The organism is Methylobacterium komagatae (genome assembly GCF_042661665.1).
Classification (GTDB): Bacteria; Pseudomonadota; Alphaproteobacteria; order Rhizobiales; family Beijerinckiaceae; genus Methylobacterium; species Methylobacterium komagatae.
In genome coordinates this window covers 797,791-815,303 of the sequence record NZ_JBHSWN010000001.1, presented here as the reverse complement: position 1 = coordinate 815,303, position 17,513 = coordinate 797,791, and the positions used below count along the sequence as shown (strand labels likewise).

The window sequence follows — 17,513 nt, the reverse complement described above, 5'->3', positions numbered from 1 at the left end:
CTCAGGCGGCCTGCGTGGCGCCGAGGAGATGATCGAGGATGCGCCCTTCGAGGCGCGCGAGTTCCGGGTCGCCCCGGCGACGCGGACGGGGCACGTCGACCCGCAGATCGAGGGCGACGCCGCCATTCTCCATGACGAGGATGCGGTCAGCCAAAGCCACCGCCTCGCTCACGTCGTGGGTGACGAGCAGCGCGGTAAAGCCCTGTGCGCGCCAGATCCGCTCGATCAGATCCTGCATCCCGATCCGGGTGAGGGCGTCGAGGGCGCCCAGAGGCTCGTCCAGGGCGAGCAGGCCCGGTCCGCTCACCAAGGCGCGGGCCAGGGCGACGCGCTGGCGCTGGCCGCCGGAGAGGTTGGCGGGCCATTGCCCCGCCTTGTCCGCGAGGCCGACTTCGGCCAGGGCCGCCCGCGCGCGATCCCGCCGCTCGGCGCCGGTGCCGAGCCCGGTCAGGCCCACGGCGACGTTGTCGAGTACGCTCGCCCAAGGCAGCAGGCGCGGCTCCTGGAACATGATGCGCCGGGGCGGTACGGCGCGCGGCGAGGCGGCAGAGGGCGCCTCGACCACTACGCGACCGGCGCTCGGCTGCTCCAGCCCGAGGATGGTCCGCAGCAGGGTGCTCTTGCCGCAGCCGGAGCGGCCGACGATGGCCGTGAAGCTGCCCGCCGGGACATAGAGGTCCAGACCGGCAATGACGGTATTGCCGTCGAAGCTCTTGTGCAGCCCGTTCACGGTGACGGAGAGGCCGCGCCCGGTCGCGGGGCGGGCGGGGGACACGGCGCGGGGCGCGGTCTCGCGGGTGTCCGGGACGGCGGGGGAGGCCGGGAGTACGTCCCGGCGTAGGGCGTCGAGAAGCATCAGGCGCTCCGGTAGGCGGGGTTCCAGGACAGGCAGTGGCGTTCCAGTGCCCGGGTGAGGGTATCGGCGAGCTTGCCGAGGCCTGCGTAGATCAGGATCGCCAGGACCACGACGTCGACGAGCATGAACTCGCGGGCCTGCATCGCCATGTAGCCGAGGCCGGAGGAGGCCGAGATCGTCTCGGCGACGATCAGCGTCAGCCACATGATGCCGAGCGCATAGCGCAGCCCCACGAAGATCGAGGGCAGGGCGCCCGGCAGCACCACCCGCCGGAACAGTTCCGCGCGGGACATGCCGTAAACCCGGCCCATCTCCACCAGGGCCGGATCGACCGAGCGGATGCCGTGCAGGGTGTTGGCGTAGATCGGGAAGAACACGCCGAGCGCCACGAGGAACAGCTTCGCTTCCTCGCCGATGCCGAACCACAGGATCACCAGCGGGATCAGCGACAGGTGGGGCACGTTGCGCACCATCTGCACGGAGGTGTCGGTGAGGGTCTCCGACACGCGGGAAAGGCCGTTGGCGAGGCCGAGCGCGAAGCCGATGCTGCCGCCGATGGCGAAGCCCGCCAGCGCCCGCAGGGTGCTGACGCCGAGATTGGTCCAGAGTTCGCCCGTCCGCGCGGCGTCCCAGCCCGCCCTCACCACGTCGAGGGGAGCGGGCATGAAGCGGTTGGAGACGAGGCCAGTGGAGACGGCGGCCTGCCAGCCCAGCAGGATCGTCACCGGCAGAAGCCAGGGCGTCGCGGCCCGGTTCAGGCGTGAAAGGGTCGAGGTGCGGCTCATCGGCTGGCGGCCTTCTTCGGCGCGGTCCACACCGCATCCGCGACGCGGAGGGGCTTCGGCAGGAGGCCGAGGGTGTGGAACGTGTCCGCGATTCTTTGCTGGTCGGCGACGGCCGCCTCATCGAGGGGCGCGACGCCGTAGGAAAGGCGCCCGAGGGCGACCGAGAGCACCGGCGCCGGGATGCCGACCGAGGGGGCGAGTTCCGCCGCCACCGTGTCGGCATGGCCTGCGGCCCAGCTATCGATCGCGCCGATCGCCTTCAGCACCTCGTCCACGATCTCCGGGCTGGTGTCCGTGAAGCCCCGCCGGGAGAGATAGAATTGCCGGTTGGGGGCCAGCCCCTGCGCGTCGGTGAGCACCCGCGCGCCCGTCGCACGCTCTGCGGCGGCGAAGTATGGGTCCCAGATCGCCCAGGCATCGACCGAACCCCGCACGAAGGCGGCGTTGGCGTCGGCTGGGCCGAGATAGGCGAGCTTCACCGCATCGTAGGGGATGCCCGCCTTCTCGAGGGCGCGCACCAACAGGTAGTGGACGTTCGAGCCCTTGTTGAAGGCGATGGTCTTGCCGCGCAGGTCCGCGAGACTTTGGATCGGGCTGCCCTTGGGTACGAGGATCGCCTCGCCCTTCGGCGCGGGCGGCTCGGCGGCGACGTAGCGCAGCTCCGTGCTCGCGGCCTGGGCGAAGATCGGCGGTGCCTCGCCCGCCGAGCCGAAATCGATGGCCCCGGCGTTCAGTGCCTCCATCAGGGGCGGGCCGGAGGGGAATTCCGACCACTCCACCGCGACGCCGAGGGGCTTCAGGGTCCGCTCCAGCGAGCCGCGCCCCTTCAGGAGCACGAGCGAGCCGTATTTCTGGTAGCCGATCCGCACGGTCGTGGCGGCGGCGCGGGCCGGGCGCAGGGCGCAGGCGGCGGCGAGGCCGAGGCCGGCGGAGAGCAGGAGGCGGCGGCTCGGGCCGTGATCGGCGGACTGGGTCAGGGTTCGGGCGCGGGTCATCGGTCTCAGCCGTTGCGGGCGGGCGCGGTCCACACCGCGTCGGCGACGCGGATGGGGCGGGGGATGAGCTTGAGGGCGTGGAAACGGTCCGCGACGGCTTGCTGCGCGGCGGTAACGCGCGGGTTCATCGGGCCGATCACGTAATCGGTGCGGTTCACCGCCCGCTGGGTGGCGGCCAACGGCACGCCGGTCCCCTGCGAGAGCAGGGCGGCGACCTCGCCCCGGTTCTTGGTGCACCATTCCGCGACGCGTTCCAGGGCGCCGACGGCCGCCGAGAGCACGGCGGGCCGCTGCTCTGCGAGGCTACGGCCCGCGAGGAAGAAGTTGTTCTGCGGGGCGATGTCCTGGGCGGTGGCGAGCACGCGGACCCCGTCGCCCGCCTCGGCGATGGCATAGTAGGGGTCCCAGATCGTCCAGGCGTCGATGCTGCCGCGCGAGAAGGCCGCCGCCGCGTCGGCGGGAGCCAGCGTCACCGGCTCGATATCGGCGTAGGTCAGCCCGGCCTTTTCCAGCGCCGCGACGGTGAGGTTATGGGCGCTCGACGCCTTGGCGAAGGCGACCCGCTTGCCCTTCAAGTCCGCGAGACTCTTGAGGGTCGAACCCTTGGGTAACAGGATGCCCGAGCCGGACCCGCCCGCCTCCTGCGCGGCAGCGTAGACGAGGGTCGATTTCGCCGCCTGGGCGAAGATCGGCGGCGCATCGCCGGTCTGGCCGAAATCGATCCCGTCGAGGGACAGCGCCTCGAGCAGCGGCGGGCCGAAGGAGAACTCGACCCAGGTCACCCGATGGCCCAGCGGCTCCAGCGCGGCCTCGATCGCCCGCTGCTGCTTGGCGACGACGAGGATGCCGTTCTTCTGGTAGCCGATCCGCAAGACGCCCGGCTCGGCCGCACGGGCGGCCTTGAGTGTCGGGAGGGTCGCGAGCCCGGCTAGGCCGGACAGGATATGTCGCCGGTGCAGCATGGCTGCGATCACCGGGCGGCCGCGAGGGAGACGGGGGCGGACGCCGCCGCCCGATCCGCCAGCAGGTCGGCGATCTGCCGCCCGGCGAGACCGGCGCGCTCGCGCACGCCTTGATCGGTCAGGACGCCGTCGGCGAAATCCGCATCCGAGGCGTAGACGGTGACTGGCACCTGCAACGCGCCGAAGAAGCCGAAGAGCGGCCGGAAGGAATGCTCCACCACCAGGGCATGGCGGGCGCCGCCCCCGGTCGCGGCGATGGCGACGGGCTTGCCCGCCAGCGCGCTGGGGTCGATCAGGTCGAACAGGTGCTTGAACAGACCGGTATAGCTGCCCTTGTAGACCGGCGAGGCGACGACCAGCCCGTCCGCTTCCTCGATGGCCTCCACGATCCGCCGGGCAGGGAGGGAGAGCTGGTCCCGCGTCCACGCGGCGCCGAGGCCGGAGCCGGCATCTACGAAATCGAACACGCGGGCCTCCACCGGCCCACGGGCGGCAGCCTCGCGGACGATGGTGTCGACCAGGGTGCGGGTCTTGGACGGACGCTGGACGTTCGCGCTCAAGCCGACGAGTCTCGGACGGGTCATCACGGGATCTTTCCGGTGGGGCAGGCGTGACGAAGACATGCGCTTCGTCGCGCCCTGTTGTCGCCGTAAAGGGTGGCGCCCGGTCACGATCCCGTCAATGAAACGGCCTTTTAAAGATCGCTGGTTTGCCAGAGGATATTTTCGGTTTTCCGCGAAGACGCAGAAAACAACTCGCCATGCGGGGTTTGAAGCAGGCGAATTATTCGCCACGAGTCGGATTGGACAAAGGATATTTGGGAGAATGCTATCGCTGGGCTGAGCGCTGAGCGAAGAAAATCGCCCGGTCGGGCGGTTTTGGAGAGGAATGTCGCCTCATCCGGTGGGAGACGTCGACCGTTCGCTTCCCCCATCCTCCCCTCGTCCCGGGGCGGGCACCCTGGAATGAGGGGCGGGAGGAAGACATCCCTTTGCCTCTTCCTCCCGCAACGCCTTCAGCCCGCGACGCGCACCACCAGCTTGCCGAAGTTGCGGCCCTTGAGCAGGCCGATGAACGCCTCCGGGGCCTTCTCCAGCCCCTCGACCACATCCTCGCGGTAGCGGACGCGGCCCTCCTTCACCCAGGTTCCGACTTCCCGGCGGAACTCCTCGGCCTGGGATGCGAAGTCCCAGACGATGAAGCCCTGGATGCGCAGGCGCTTCGTCAGCACCATGCGCATCAGCGCGGGCTGGCGGTCGGGGCCGGGGGGCACCTCCGTGGCGTTGTAGGACGAGACGAGGCCGCAGACCGGCAGACGCGCGAAGTCGTTCAGGAGCGGCAGCACCGCATCGAACACCGCGCCGCCGACATTCTCGAAATACACGTCGATGCCCTTGGGGCAGGCGCGGGCCAGCGCGTCCGCGAAATCCGGTGCGCGGTGGTCTATAGCGGCGTCGAAGCCCAGTTCCTCGGTGAGATAGCGGCACTTGTCGGGCCCGCCCGCGACGCCGACCGCCCGCGCGCCCTTGAGCCGGGCGATCTGCCCGACCAGGGAGCCGACCGGCCCGGTGGCGGCGGCGACCACAACGGTCTCGCCCGCCTTCGGTTCGCCGATGTTGAGGAGGCCGGTATAGGCGGTCATCCCCGGCATGCCGAGCACGCCCAGGGCCGTCGAAGGCGGGGCGGCGTCGGGATCGACCCGGCGGGACCCCTTGCCGTCGGTGACGAAGTATTCTTGCCAGCCGGCGAATGCGGTCCACAACTCACCGACCTTGAAGGCCGGGTTGTTCGAAGCGACGACCTCGCCCACCGTCTCGGCAGTGATCGGCTGGCCGATCTCGACCGGGGCGGCATAGGACTTCGCGGCGCTCATCCGCCCCCGCATGTAGGGGTCGAGGGACAACCACTGCGTGCGCAGCAGGATCTCTCCCGGTCCCGGCGTCGGCACCGGCACCTCCTCCAGGCGAAAATCCTCCGGCTTCGGCTCGCCGTGGGGGCGTGAGGCCAGGACGATGCGGCGGTTCATGGCGGCCATGGGCAGCTCCTGTGTTCGAGATCCGACGATGCTCCCGATCTGGGGCGGCTCGCCTCGACGGCAAACCGCAACGGGCGGCGGGTCAGCGCGTTAGCAGCCGTCCCGCATTCTCGGACAAGGTTGACAATGCGTGCGTTCGTGGCCGGTCTCTGCCTTGCGGCCATCGCCTTCGGCGCTTCGGCGGCGCGCGACCCGTTGGCGAGTCAGAAGTGGCGCTCGCGCATCCTCGTCGTCTCCGCGCCGACCTTGAACGATGCCGGATTGAGAGCGCAGCGCGCGGCCCTCGGTCCCGTGCGCAACGGCCTCGCCGAGCGCGATCTCGTCGTGTTGGAGGCCATCGGCAAAGGCCCGGAAGCGACCGCCCTGCGCAAGCGGCTGAAGCTGCCCGGCGATGCGTTCCGCGCAGTGCTGGTCGGAAAGGATGGCGATGCCAAAATGGTCTCCGCCGAGCCGATCCCGCCGCAAACCCTGTTCGAGACCATCGACGCCATGCCGATGCGCCAGGGCGAGATGCAGAAGGGCACCCGCCGCGTCCCCTGATCCTGTGAACGGCGCGCGCCGCGCGACACGAAGGGTTAAGCCTACCCGCCTATCACCGGACTGTGCCCGGCCGCTCGTCCGGCCATCCATCCGAAGGCTTTCGAAGACGCTCGATCCATGACCCGTGAACAAGTCGCCACGGCGCTCCGCCGCCTCGTCGCCTCGCAGGTCGAGGATATCGAGCGGGCGGTTCGCGATGGCCACAAGACCATCGCCCTCAACGAGTTGGCCGATCTCAACCGGCAGCTCAAGGCTTTCGCGACGGCCCTGAAGAAGGCGCCTGCGCGGATCTGAGCGCGGACTATTTCTGCATCGTCTCGGCCTCGCACTGGGCGTAGGCCGAACTCGCCTTCACATAGGCGTTGAGCTTTTGAAGATAGGCCTCGGCCAGGGGCCGGAACGCCTGAGCCTGCAGGTTGTAGGCTTTCACCGCATCGTTGAAGCTGTAGGCCTCCCAGCCGGGGCAACCTTCCTTGGCGTCGAGACAGGCGGGCTTCTGCGGCAGGGCGGGCTTGACGGGCCGCTCGCCGACCGGGGGCGGAACCGGCACGGTGCAGGACGCTGCGACCGGGTTGGGAGGGGCCGTCGGCGTTGCGGACTGCTTGGCCTGAGGCGCCGCGAGGGCCGGAGCAGCCCCCAGTGCACCTGCTAGGGAGACACCCGCAAGGAAGAACAGCAAGCCGCGCATCATCCTGCCCATTCCGTGTCGGCCCGCCGGGAGAGGGCGAGCCGGCGGGTTCTGAGGCATCACGCCCTCGGCGACAAGCGCGGGCTCACCTTCCCTGCGCGGGGCGTCGCGCGGAAGGATTGCACCAGGGCGGTCACCGGCAGGGCCAGCCCCACCGCCAGCACCCACCAAGCCGGGCGGACCGGGCCGGAAAAATCTAGGTTGGCCGAGAGGACGAGACCGGCCGGAACCCCGCTCGCGAGCCCGTACCATGCCGCTTCCAGCCCCGCCGTCAGGAGCGCGGCGGCGATCGCCAGCAGGAGCAACGCCCAGGGGCGCTCCGGCAGGCGGAACTTGCGCATGATCCGCCAGCCCATCAGCAGCAAGAACACGCCCGTCCAGAAGACCGGCGCGGACACGTCGATCTTGGCCTGTAGGAAGTAGTGGACGAGCCCCAGCACGGTGATCGTGTAGGCCAGCCGGTGCAGGCGGTGCCAGTTCGGACCCATGTTGCGGATCGCGGCATCCGTCGAGGTGGCGCCGAGCGCGATCAGGCCCACGAGTCCGACGAAGCCGATCGTAAGGTAGATCCGCAGGGCGATTTCCGAGACGACCTTGGTCAGATCGAAATTCTGATCGACGACGTAGAGGACGAGATGGCCGATCGCATAGGCCATGGCGGTGACGCCGAGCATCCGCCGCACGAGAATCAGCTTCGGCCAGTCCGCGACGCGCCGCAGGGGCGTGATGGCGAGGCTCGCCAGCAGGAAGCGCATCGCCCATTCGCCCGTCCCGTGGATCAGCGCGGTGATGGGCTTCGCCCCGAGCGCGTCGAGCCGGTAGGCCACGGCCAGTTCGCAAGCCGGAGCGAGGCAGGCCAGGAAGATGGCGAGCTTCAGCCAGGACAAGCGGCCCGCCCGGTCGAGCCAGGGCCAGAACCGGCTCTGAGGGCGGGGGGCGGCCTGCGAGGGAGCCGAGTATGCGGTGCGCGTCATCGGATCTGCATGATTGCGGGACGGGGAAGGAAACCGCGCGGGCGCGCATCGGTCCCTTCCAGGGTCAGTTCGCCGCGCCTGTGTTTCCGGTTACCCGGCCGGGCGGTTGACGAGCGCGAGCGCCGGGCGACATAGCGCGCATCCCGCCAGGAGACGGACCCCGCCATGCATTATCGTCATCTCGGCCGATCCGGCCTGAAGGTCTCGCCGATCTGCCTCGGCACCATGATGTTCGGTGACCCGACCGACGAGGCCGATGCCGGACGGATCGTCGCCCATGCGCGTGACCAGGGCGTGAATTTCATCGACACGGCCAACGTCTACACGGAAGGCCGCTCGGAGGAGGTCACCGGGCGCCTCATCGCGGCCGAACGGCACGATTGGGTGCTGGCCACCAAGGTCGCCACGCCGGTCGGCGACGGGCCGAACCAGGGCGGGCTCGCCCGCATCCACATCATGAAGGCGGCCGAGGACAGTCTGCGGCGGCTCGGCACCGATTTCATCGACATCTACTACCTCCACAAGGAGGATCACGGAACGCCCCTCGGGGAGACCGTGCGGGCGATGGCCGATCTCGTCCGGGCGGGCAAGATCCGCCATTTCGGTGTCTCGAACCACCGCGCGTGGCGCGTCGCCGAGATCTGCCGCCTCTGCGACGAGGCGGGCATCGACCGTCCGGTGGTGAGCCAGCCGTATTACAACGCCTTCAATCGCATGCCGGAGACCGAGCACCTGCCGGCCTGCGCGCATTACGGGCTCGGGGTCTTCCCCTATTCGCCCCTCGCGCGGGGCGTGCTGACGGGCAAATACGATCCCGACGCGCCGCCGCCGGAGGAAAGCCGCGCGGGCCGTGCCGACAAGCGCATGATGCAGACCGAGTGGCGCCCGGAATCCTTGAGGATCGCCCGCCTGTTCCGGGACCACGCGCAGGCGCGGGGCATCACGGCCGGGCAGTTCGCGACGGCCTGGGTGCTCAACAACCGTCTCGTGACGGGGGTGATCGCCGGACCGCGCACCCTGGCGCAATGGGAGGAATATGTCGGCGCTCTCGACTACGCCTTCACGCCGGAGGACGAGGCGCTGGTGGACGAGTACGTCACGGTGGGACACCCGTCGACGCCCGGCTACAACGATCCGGCCTACCCGATCGAAGGCCGCCTGCCGCGTTCGGGGGGCTGAGGCGGCCGTCTCAGGACGCCTTGGCGATGGGCTGGCGCGGCGTCGGGAGGAGGTGGCGGCTCGCCTCCTCGATGCTCGACAGCCATTCCTCGACGACGATCACCCGCCGGTCGGCGGCTTGGGCGCGCTCCTCGGCCCGCTGCACGCGGGCATCGGCGCGGGCCTGAATCGACTTGATCCGGGCCTCCGCCAGGGCCTGAATCTCGCGCGACTTCGCCTCGACCTGCGCCTCGGCGCGGGCGACGAGGGCCTTGTATCTCTCGACATCCGCAAGGGCGCGGGAGAGGTCGCTGGCGAGGGTATCGTAGGCGGCGTTGCGCTCACGCAGGCGCTCGTCCTGCACCTGTGCGGCGGCACCGGCCGCCGAGATCGTCTCCACCAATCCCGTCCAGTCGGCGACTTCGTGCCGGTCGGAAAGCGTCTCGTCCGCCAGGGGCGGACGCGACGTGGGGACGAGTGAGGGGGAGGCATGCGGAGACCGGCGCCGACGCGGCGCCCTGACGAGGGTGGCGGCGATGCGGGCGTCGAGATGATTCCAGAACGCGTCGTCTAACCCTGGCATGTCCGGTCCCCCACTCCTGATGGACCGTCACGCCACGGCGGCGCGGCCGATGCTCGAGCGGATGGCGGCGGCCTCGTCCGAACCGGATGCGAATTCGGACTCGATCGCCTCGGCGATGCGGCGCAGCCAGCCTTCGGACGCCTCGGCCCGCTCCTCGGCGACCCGCGCGCGCTCCTCGGCGGCCTTGATCAGGGCGTTGGCCTGGGCCTGGATGTCCCGCGTGCGCTGCTCGGCCGCCAGAACCTGATTCCGGGCGGCCTGCATGTCGGCCCGAACCTGGTCGAGGAGTTCCTGCGTGCGGTATTCCTGCTCCTGGGCGCGATCTTCCACATCGCGGATGTAGCTCGCCGCGTCGCGGACCCGCTCCAGGAGCCCGGCCATCTTCTCGGCGCTCGGCAGGGTCTCGGTGGCACCCCGCTCCGCCGCCGGCCGACCGGCCGTGTTGAGCAGCATGAGCTTCTTCACCTGCTCGGCATTGGCGAACTTCTTGCCCTTTTCCATCAGCGAGCTCGACGGTGGGGTTCTGGTCGTAGCTGAGGTCGTCCATCGGTCCCTGACCCGTTTAGAACCCTGTTACGGCTGTCCCGAAGCGAGCCACGGGACTGGTGAGAGCGGGGGCATCAGACGCCGGTATGGACGCCGGTCAGCAGGTTCTTCGCGGCATTGTCGATGCGCTGGAGCCACTTCTCGGCGGTCACGGCGCGCAGGTTCGCGGCGCGGGTCTTCTCCTCTGCGATCTTCACGCGGCCGTCGGCCTCGTTGCGGATCGAGCGGATCTGCGCCTCGGCGGCGAGACGGATGTCCTGCACCTGGGCGTCGGCCTCGGCCTGGATCCGCTGGACGCGGGCATCGGCCTGAAGCTGCGTCTCGGCAGCCTGCTTCTCGAACAGGCGGAGACGCTGGTGGACGTCGCGGAGTTCCTTCTGCAGGTCCTGCAGCGTCTCCTTGTACGACTTGGCCTGTTCCTTCACCCGCGAGCGCTGCTCATCGGCGTAGCCGGCCATGCCGTTGATGATGTCGAGGGTCGTCGTCCAATCGGACAGATCCTCGCCCGCCGCCGGATCCAAATCGGACGCCGCAGCATACTGGGCAGCGAGCTGGGCCGCCGCCACCTGAGCGGCGCTCGGGGCCGACATCGGCGCCGTCATCTGGGCCGAGACCTGAGGACGGACCGTCTCGGCCACGGCCTCCGCCATGTCCTTGTCGGCCAACTCGTCGCGGGTCGGCGACGGATTGTCGAGGCTGGACTTGAGAACAAGAATTTCAGCGCTCTTCTGATCAGGAATAGCGTCGAGCCCTTCCGCAAACTGATTCAAGATTTGCGACCAGGGAGTGCGCGCAGTCACCGCCATGTTTCTGCCCTCCACACGAAGATTTAACTTGATGCTATGTGGACCACGGCCATGGTTAATACGCAGTTAACATGCCCTTGCTGGGTAAGGTTTTTCTAATGTGTCCTGATGCGGATTAACATGTGAGCGGCAGTTTTTGCCGGGTCGAGCATGAAGCTCTGTTGTTCCTCCGCAGCTGCTCTTCGAAAGACTTGAGCGTTCGGCCAAGCAGTCACGGCCTTCAGAGCAGGTTCTTGCGACCAGAATTGTAGAAAGAGACAAGAAGCACAACCGGGACGTGCAAAATCCTGATCCTATGGAGGGTTTCGGACCGGCACGATGACGCGCAATATGGAAAAAGATGCTTGCACGGCGCCGCGAAAATGGCTCGCAAGCTGCGAACAATACTCTCGAGCGCGCCGTTCGCGGAACCCCCGAAATACCCTTCCGGAAGCGTTAAAGATTACCGCGCCGGGGCACTCGCGCGGCCGGGCCGGGAGGCGAGCCAGACGACGTGTCGCGCCCCGCGCCGCCCTCCGGAACGAGGGCGCACCTCATCGACCACGAATCCCCCGTTCTGCAGGCGTGCCTTGAACTTGCGATCGGGTCCGCCCGACCACACGCCGAGCACGCCATTCGGGCTGAGCGCCCAGAGCGCCCGCTTGACGCCCCAGCTATCGTAGAGCCGGTCGTTCTCGCGCCGGGTCAGGCCCTCGGGACCGTTATCCACGTCGAGCAGGATCGCGTCCCAGGCGCCCTGGCCGGACTGGATCAGGCGGTTCACGTCGGCCTCGTGCAGGGCGACGCGGGGATCCTCCAAACAGCCCTTGAACACCCCCGTCAGCGGCCCCTTGGCCCATTCGATGACCTTGGGCACCAATTCCGCCACGGCGACATGCGCGTCGGGCCCCAGGCTCGCGAGTGCGGCGCGTAGGGTGAAGCCCATGCCGAGTCCGCCGATCAGGATGCGCGGCGCGCGCATCCCCGCCAGCCTTTCGCAGGCCAGGGTGGCCAGCGCCTCTTCCGAGCCGCCGCGGAAGCTGTTCATCAATTCGTTCGACCCGGCGAAGATCGAGTATTCGTGGCCGCGCTGCATGAGCCGCAGGGGCGCCTCGCAGCCGGGGACGGGGCCGGTGTCGATCTCGATCCAGGGAAGCACGGTTCACTCTCACGCCGCCGGGGCGGCTCCGGGTCAGGCTGCGCGGCCTCGCTCGCAGACGAGGTAGATGCTCGCGCACAGGTCCGGGTAGACCTGCCCGAGCGCATAGCACCCATCGAGGTAGTCCTGCGAGACGATATCCGTCTTCAGGATCGCGTCCCATTGGAAGTTCGCGAGCGCCTTGAAGAAGATCCCGGAGCGATGGACGACGCGCAGGCCCGCCGCCACGGCGTCGCGTTCCAGGGTGTCGAGGGCGTAGGTCCGGCGGTGACCGTGCAGGCGCTCGGCCTCGGTGACGGCACTGTGGTGGGAGATCAGGCCCATGCGCACGGCGATCTGCCGCGAGGGGGCGTTGGCGTTTGGGCAGGCGACGAGGAGCCGCCCGCCCTCGGATAGCCATTCGTCGTTCACCCGCCGCAGGACGCCGACCGGATCGTCGAGATGTTCGAGCACATGGGTCAGCACCACCGTGTCGAAGCGGCCTTGCAGGGCGGCGTCCTCGAAGGTGGCATGGGTGATGGTGGCCGCGCCGCCGAGCCGTTCGCGCGCCGCCTCCACCGCCTCGCCGGAGGCCTCGACGCAGGTGATGTCGGAGAAATGCGGCACCAGCCGCTTCGTGAAATCGCCTCGGAAGCTGCCCAGTTCGAGCAGCCGTCCCGGCCGGAAGAACGGCGTGAAGGCGCGGACCATGTAGCCGTGCATGACGTCGAAATCGAAGTCGTAGGCGTAGCGGTGCCCCTGAACGTCCTGCGCCTCGCGGTCGAAATCGCGTGCCCCGGTCATGGTCCGATCCTCGTCGCCTCGCGGAACCCGTCTGAAGCTTACTCCCGGGAAGTTACCTCATCTTGCTGATGCAGCCTCAACCGATCAGCCGCGCCGCGCCGAAGCCGAAGCGCCCGAAGGCGTCGCCGTTGTAGAGGAGTGTGGTCGCCCCGTCGCAGGTGAAGGCGTTCGGGTAGCATTGCATGGCCCCGTCCCACGCGCCCGGCTGCCGGGGCAGGGCGAGCCCCTCGTCGTCGCGGGTCCAATGGGCGAGATCGTCGGACCACGCATGGCCGAGGCGATAGCCGCGCGAGGGGTCCGTCCGGAAGCCGACCTGCTCGCGGTAGCAGAACACCATGTGGTAGCGCCCGTCCCGCTCGAAGAGGGTCGGCAGGGCTTGGCACTCGTTGGGGCCGAGCCGGTCGGGCACGATGCGGCGGCCCTCGTCCTTCGTCCAGGTAATCCCGTCCGCCGAGGTCGCATGGCCGATCTTGTAGACGCGCTCGGCCTCCGCGCCGGGCTCGGGCCGGGTCCAGGCGGTGCCGAAAATGTACCACATGTGGAACAGGCCCCCGATCACCCGCACGACCCCGTCGCAGACGAGGAACGGCTCGTTCACCGTGGCCGAGAGGACCGGGCCGGTCCCGTGGCGGGTGAAGGTGAGGCCGCCATCGGTGCTGATGGCGAGGCCGATCCCCGTCTCGACCGAGACCGAAACCCGGCGGCTCCAGCCGGTCGTGAAGGCGAGGATGCGGCCCTCATGCGCCAGCACGTTCATCGGGAAGATGCCGTGCTCGTCGAAGGTGCCGAGATCGCCGGGGCCGATCACCGGTGCCTCGCTCACCCCCATGACCCGCGACAGGTCCGGGCTGAGATCGGCGAAACCGACGAGGCTGCGGAATTTCCCGTCCGGATCGCGGCTGCGCGTCGAGAGATAGACCCGAACCCGGTCCTCCAGCACGAGGGCCTGCGGGCCTTGCGCGAATTCCCCGATGCCGAAGGGCAGGGGGTGCTCCCGCAGATCGAAGACGAGGCCGAGCCGGTCCCAGCGCATCGGCCTCACCCCATCGGCCCGTCGAGGACGGCGAGGCCGAAGCCGCCGCGCCCGACATCGTTGCCGAGATAGGCGAGGTAGGTCCGGCCATCGACTTCGAAGACATGCGGGTAGCTGATCATCTGCGCGTCCCATCCCTCGTCCGAGACGTCGATGCCGGCACGGGAATCGTCGCGGGTCCAGGTCACGAGGTCGTCGCTCCAGGCGTAGCCGATCCGGTAGCCGCGCTCGTGGCTCCGGTAATCGGTGCTGTAGCGGTAGCAGAAATGCATGTGGTAGCGGCCGTCCGCGTAAAAGACGTCGGGGCTCGCCTGCGCCTCGTCCGGCTCGATCCGGGGCGGGATCAGGTCGTAACCCGCCTTGGTCCAGGCCAGTCCGTCGGGCGAGGTCGCCATGCGGATGCGATAGACCGGCTCGGCCCGGCCCGCATGCATCTTCCAGCTGCGCCCGGCGATGTAGAACAGGTACCACGCGTCGCCGAAGCGGCGGATCTTCGGGCCGCTCATCACGAAGGGTTCGTCGGGCGTGTAGGGAAGGATCGGCCCCGGCCCCAGGCGCTGAAAGGTCTCGCCGCCGTCGCGGCTCACGGCACAGCCGATGGCGGTGTTGAAGGGCACCGATTCGCAGCGCGTCCATCCCGCGTAATAGGCCCGGACGTCATCCCCCTGGCGGATCACCGAGACAGGGTACACGCCGAACTCGTCGAAGGTGCCGGTCTCACCGAGCGGCAGGATCGGCGCCCGCGCGACGGCGCGGACCTTGAACAGGTCGGCCCGGTCGAGATCGACATAGGCGCTGTGGCTGACATACTGCCCGGCGGCATCGGCCGGGGGGCGGCACGAGAAATAGACCCGCACCACGTCGCCGCAGATCAGGGCGCTGGGGGCCTGCGCGAATTCCTTGAGCCAGGGGCGGTCGTGGACCGTCGATGGGTCGAAGACCCGGCCGAGCTTGCGCCAGTGCGGCACGTCGTTTCCCCCGCTGCGATGGGGCAGAGTACCCGCCCGCCCCTTGCGGCGGAAGGCGATTGCCCGTAAGTACAGATCAACATTTCTGATGGCAGTCGCGAGGCTGCGGTTCGGAGTGGGCCCCCCGGCCCGCTCTTTTTTGGCCGCAACCTCGCCACCCGATGCGGGCTCTTGCGCGAAACCTTCATGGCCGAATCTCCCTCCGAACTCATGGAACCGCGTCTCGCGGTCGAGACCGGCGTCGGCGCACAGGTGGCGCGGGTCGTCGAAGGTCCCCTGCAGGGCCTGGGCTACAGGCTCGTGCGCGTGAAGGTCTCGGCCCAGAACGGCTGCACCGTGCAGATCATGCTGGAGCGGCCGGACGGCACCTGCACCATCGATGATTGCGAGGCCGCGAGCCGTGTGCTGTCGCCGATCCTCGATCTCGATGATCCGGTGGGCGGCGCCTACAACCTCGAAATGTCCTCGCCGGGAATCGACCGGCCGCTGGTGCGCGTCTCGGATTTCGCCCGCTGGGCGGGCTACGAGGCCAAGGTCGAGCTGGCCGTGCCGATGGACGGGCGCAAGCGCTTCCGCGGCATCCTCGGCGTGCCGGACGCCCAGGGGAAGACGGTGCCGATCGACCTGCCCGACGTGAAGGAAGGCCTGCCGAGCCGCATTACCCTGCCCCTGCGCGATCTCGCCGAAGCCCATCTCGTCCTCACCGACGAGCTGGTACGCGAATCGCTGCGCCGGGGCGGCCCGCCGGATGACGAGGACGGGGATTTCGAGGACGAGGCCGAGGAGGCCGAGGCCCCGCGCCCTGCGCCGCGCAAGGCAGCCTCCCCCAAGGGGGCGTCCGCCAAAGCTGCCTCATCGAAGGCGAAGTCTCCGGGCAGGAAGCCCAAAGCCGCCGAGAAGCCCGCGCGCAGCGGGCCGAAGCAGCCGGTCCTGACAAAGGCCAACCGGCTCAAGGGCCACGACGAGCCCCTCTAGAATTGCTCACTTGAGAAGAAGGACCTGAACCGATGGCCGTCGTCAGCGCCAACAGGCTCGAACTCCTCCAGATCGCCGACGCGGTCGCCCGCGAGAAGGTGATCGACCGCCAGATCGTCATCGAGGCGATGGAGGAGGCGATCGCCAAAGCCGCCCGCTCCCGCTACGGCGCCGAGACGGATGTCCATGCTGAGATCGACCCGAAGAGCGGTGCCCTGCGCCTCTCCCGCCACCTGCTGGTGGTGGAGCAGGTCGAGAACGATTCCCGCGAGATCACCCTCGATCAAGCCCGCCGCTTCAACCCCGGCGCGCTGGTCGGCGACGTCATCTCCGACACCCTGCCGCCCTTCGATTTCGGGCGCGTCGCAGCCCAGTCGGCCAAGCAGGTCATCGTCCAGAAGGTGCGCGACGCCGAGCGCGCCCGGATGTTCGACGAGTACAAGGACCGCATCGGCGAGATCCTGAACGGCGTCGTGAAGCGCGTCGAGTACGGCAACGTCATCGTCGATCTCGGCCGTGGCGAGGGCATCGTCCGCCGCGATGAGATGATCCCGCGCGAGACCTTCCGCCCCGGCGACCGCATCCGCTCCTACCTGTTCGACGTGCGCTCGGAAGTGCGCGGGCCGCAGATCTTCCTGTCGCGCTCGCACCCGCAATTCATGGCCAAGCTGTTCGGCCAGGAAGTGCCCGAGATCTACGACGGCATCGTCGAGGTGAAGGCAGTCGCCCGCGATCCGGGCTCGCGCGCCAAGATCGCCGTGATCTCCCGCGACGGCTCGATCGACCCAGTCGGCGCCTGCGTCGGTATGCGCGGCTCCCGCGTCCAGGCGGTGGTGGCCGAGCTTCAGGGCGAGAAGATCGACATCATCCCGTGGTCCGAGGACCAGGCGACCTTCATCGTCAACGCCCTTCAGCCCGCCGAGGTGGTGAAGGTGGTGCTCGATGAGGAGGCCGACCGCATCGAGGTGGTGGTGCCCGACGACCAGCTGTCGCTGGCCATCGGCCGCCGCGGCCAGAACGTGCGTCTCGCCTCGCAGCTCACCGGCTGGGACATCGACATCCTGACCGAGGCCGAGGAATCGGAGCGCCGTCAGAAGGAATTCGCCGAGCGCACGCAGATCTTCATGGACGCCCTCGACGTGGACGAGACCGTCGGCCAGCTCCTCGCGGCGGAAGGCTTCCGCTCCGTGGAGGAGATCGCCTACGTCGAGACCGCCGAGCTGTCGAACATCCAGGGTCTCGACGAGGAGACCGGCGCCGAGATCCAGGCCCGCGCCCAGGATCACCTCGCCCGGATCGAGCAGGAGCACGACGACCGCCGCCGCGAACTCGGCGTCTCGGACGATCTGCGCGAGCTGGAGGGTGTCACCACGCCCATGATGGTCGCACTGGGCGAGAACGACGTGAAGTCCATCGAGGATCTGGCGGGCTGCGCCACCGACGACCTCGTGGGCTATACTGAGGGACGTGGGCCCGAGGCCGTGCGCCATGCGGGCTTCCTCGACGGGTTCGACATGTCCCGCGCCGAGGCCGAGGCCCTGATCATGGCCGCCCGCGTCCATGCAGGCTGGATCGAAGCTCCGGCCGAATCGGAGGAGCCGGCCGAGGGTGAAGGCGAGGCCGAAAGCACCGAGGATGCCGAGGGCGAGCCCGCCGAGCAGCAGGCGTAAGGGAGGCCGGAGCGCCGC

General features: G+C 69.0%; 20 protein-coding genes. 5 read left to right on the top strand and 15 right to left on the bottom strand.

The genetic code is table 11. The annotated features are described in order from the left end of the window. Position 1 precedes the first annotated feature (1 nt). From ACFQE0_RS04070 to ACFQE0_RS04045, 6 genes are all read right to left on the bottom strand, one after another. Entirely contained in the window at positions 2–856 is an 855-nt protein-coding gene (locus tag ACFQE0_RS04070; protein ID WP_378967312.1) for an ATP-binding cassette domain-containing protein, read from the bottom strand. Continuing rightward, positions 856–1,641 carry an aliphatic sulfonate ABC transporter permease SsuC gene (gene ssuC / locus ACFQE0_RS04065; protein ID WP_378967310.1) on the bottom strand — a complete coding sequence of 262 codons (786 nt, stop codon included), beginning with the start codon at positions 1,639–1,641 and terminating at the stop codon, positions 856–858. Before ssuC ends, ACFQE0_RS04070 begins: the two co-directional genes overlap by 1 nt. Further along, on the bottom strand, positions 1,638–2,636 hold the full coding sequence (locus ACFQE0_RS04060) for a sulfonate ABC transporter substrate-binding protein (RefSeq protein WP_378967308.1): 999 nt from the start codon (positions 2,634–2,636) through the stop codon (positions 1,638–1,640). Before ACFQE0_RS04060 ends, ssuC begins: the two co-directional genes overlap by 4 nt. 5 nt (positions 2,637–2,641) lie before the next feature. After that, on the bottom strand, positions 2,642–3,598 hold the full coding sequence (locus ACFQE0_RS04055; protein ID WP_378975255.1) for an aliphatic sulfonate ABC transporter substrate-binding protein: 957 nt from the start codon (positions 3,596–3,598) through the stop codon (positions 2,642–2,644). 8 nt (positions 3,599–3,606) lie between these two features. Then, positions 3,607–4,182: an FMN reductase gene (msuE, locus tag ACFQE0_RS04050; RefSeq protein WP_378967306.1), complete on the bottom strand. Its 576-nt coding sequence runs from the start codon at positions 4,180–4,182 to the stop codon at positions 3,607–3,609. Positions 4,183–4,613: 431 nt separating this feature from the next. Further along, positions 4,614–5,633, bottom strand: a complete 1,020-nt coding sequence (locus tag ACFQE0_RS04045) for an NADP-dependent oxidoreductase (protein ID WP_378967304.1) — start codon at positions 5,631–5,633, stop codon at positions 4,614–4,616. A 126-nt stretch (positions 5,634–5,759) separates the two neighbouring features. On the opposite strand from ACFQE0_RS04045, the gene ACFQE0_RS04040 reads away from it, so the two are divergent. Both ACFQE0_RS04040 and ACFQE0_RS04035 read left to right on the top strand, forming a co-directional pair. Further along, positions 5,760–6,173, top strand: a complete 414-nt coding sequence (locus ACFQE0_RS04040; RefSeq protein WP_378967301.1) for a DUF4174 domain-containing protein — start codon at positions 5,760–5,762, stop codon at positions 6,171–6,173. Between the two features lie 117 nt (positions 6,174–6,290). Further along, a complete protein-coding gene (locus tag ACFQE0_RS04035; RefSeq protein WP_378967299.1) occupies positions 6,291–6,467 on the top strand; it encodes a hypothetical protein in 177 nt (58 codons plus the stop codon). A gap of 7 nt (positions 6,468–6,474) precedes the next feature. On the opposite strand, the gene ACFQE0_RS04030 is transcribed toward ACFQE0_RS04035, so the two are convergent. Together ACFQE0_RS04030 and ACFQE0_RS04025 are read right to left on the bottom strand one after the other, a co-directional pair. Then, entirely contained in the window at positions 6,475–6,861 is a 387-nt protein-coding gene (locus ACFQE0_RS04030; protein ID WP_378975253.1) for a hypothetical protein, read from the bottom strand. 59 nt (positions 6,862–6,920) lie between these two features. Then, positions 6,921–7,835: a protein-methionine-sulfoxide reductase heme-binding subunit MsrQ gene (locus ACFQE0_RS04025; protein WP_378967297.1), complete on the bottom strand. Its 915-nt coding sequence runs from the start codon at positions 7,833–7,835 to the stop codon at positions 6,921–6,923. Positions 7,836–8,000: 165 nt separating this feature from the next. Between ACFQE0_RS04025 and ACFQE0_RS04020 the strand changes: the two genes are divergently transcribed. After that, entirely contained in the window at positions 8,001–9,014 is a 1,014-nt protein-coding gene (locus ACFQE0_RS04020) for an aldo/keto reductase (RefSeq protein WP_378967295.1), read from the top strand. 10 nt (positions 9,015–9,024) lie between these two features. On the opposite strand, the gene ACFQE0_RS04015 is transcribed toward ACFQE0_RS04020, so the two are convergent. The 7 genes from ACFQE0_RS04015 to ACFQE0_RS03985 form a co-directional block, all read right to left on the bottom strand. Next, the gene (locus ACFQE0_RS04015; RefSeq protein ID WP_378967292.1) at positions 9,025–9,576 is read right to left on the bottom strand and encodes a hypothetical protein; all 552 of its coding nucleotides are present in this window, start codon (positions 9,574–9,576) and stop codon (positions 9,025–9,027) included. A 27-nt stretch (positions 9,577–9,603) separates the two neighbouring features. Further along, a complete protein-coding gene (locus ACFQE0_RS04010; protein WP_378967290.1) occupies positions 9,604–10,077 on the bottom strand; it encodes a hypothetical protein in 474 nt (157 codons plus the stop codon). Positions 10,078–10,196: 119 nt separating this feature from the next. Beyond that, positions 10,197–10,892: an SPFH domain-containing protein gene (locus tag ACFQE0_RS04005; protein WP_378967288.1), complete on the bottom strand. Its 696-nt coding sequence runs from the start codon at positions 10,890–10,892 to the stop codon at positions 10,197–10,199. A 478-nt stretch (positions 10,893–11,370) separates the two neighbouring features. Continuing rightward, a complete protein-coding gene (locus tag ACFQE0_RS04000) occupies positions 11,371–12,066 on the bottom strand; it encodes a spermidine synthase (RefSeq protein ID WP_378967285.1) in 696 nt (231 codons plus the stop codon). Positions 12,067–12,099: 33 nt separating this feature from the next. Then, positions 12,100–12,849, bottom strand: a complete 750-nt coding sequence (locus ACFQE0_RS03995; RefSeq protein WP_378967283.1) for a class I SAM-dependent methyltransferase — start codon at positions 12,847–12,849, stop codon at positions 12,100–12,102. 76 nt (positions 12,850–12,925) lie between these two features. Beyond that, entirely contained in the window at positions 12,926–13,882 is a 957-nt protein-coding gene (locus tag ACFQE0_RS03990) for a glycoside hydrolase family protein (protein WP_378975251.1), read from the bottom strand. A gap of 5 nt (positions 13,883–13,887) precedes the next feature. Next, positions 13,888–14,850 carry a glycoside hydrolase family protein gene (locus ACFQE0_RS03985; protein ID WP_378967281.1) on the bottom strand — a complete coding sequence of 321 codons (963 nt, stop codon included), beginning with the start codon at positions 14,848–14,850 and terminating at the stop codon, positions 13,888–13,890. A 186-nt stretch (positions 14,851–15,036) separates the two neighbouring features. Between ACFQE0_RS03985 and rimP the strand changes: the two genes are divergently transcribed. Both rimP and nusA read left to right on the top strand, forming a co-directional pair. Further along, on the top strand, positions 15,037–15,825 hold the full coding sequence (gene rimP / locus ACFQE0_RS03980; protein ID WP_378967278.1) for a ribosome maturation factor RimP: 789 nt from the start codon (positions 15,037–15,039) through the stop codon (positions 15,823–15,825). Between the two features lie 32 nt (positions 15,826–15,857). Next, positions 15,858–17,495: a transcription termination factor NusA gene (gene nusA / locus ACFQE0_RS03975; protein ID WP_378967276.1), complete on the top strand. Its 1,638-nt coding sequence runs from the start codon at positions 15,858–15,860 to the stop codon at positions 17,493–17,495. Positions 17,496–17,513: the final 18 nt, after the last annotated feature.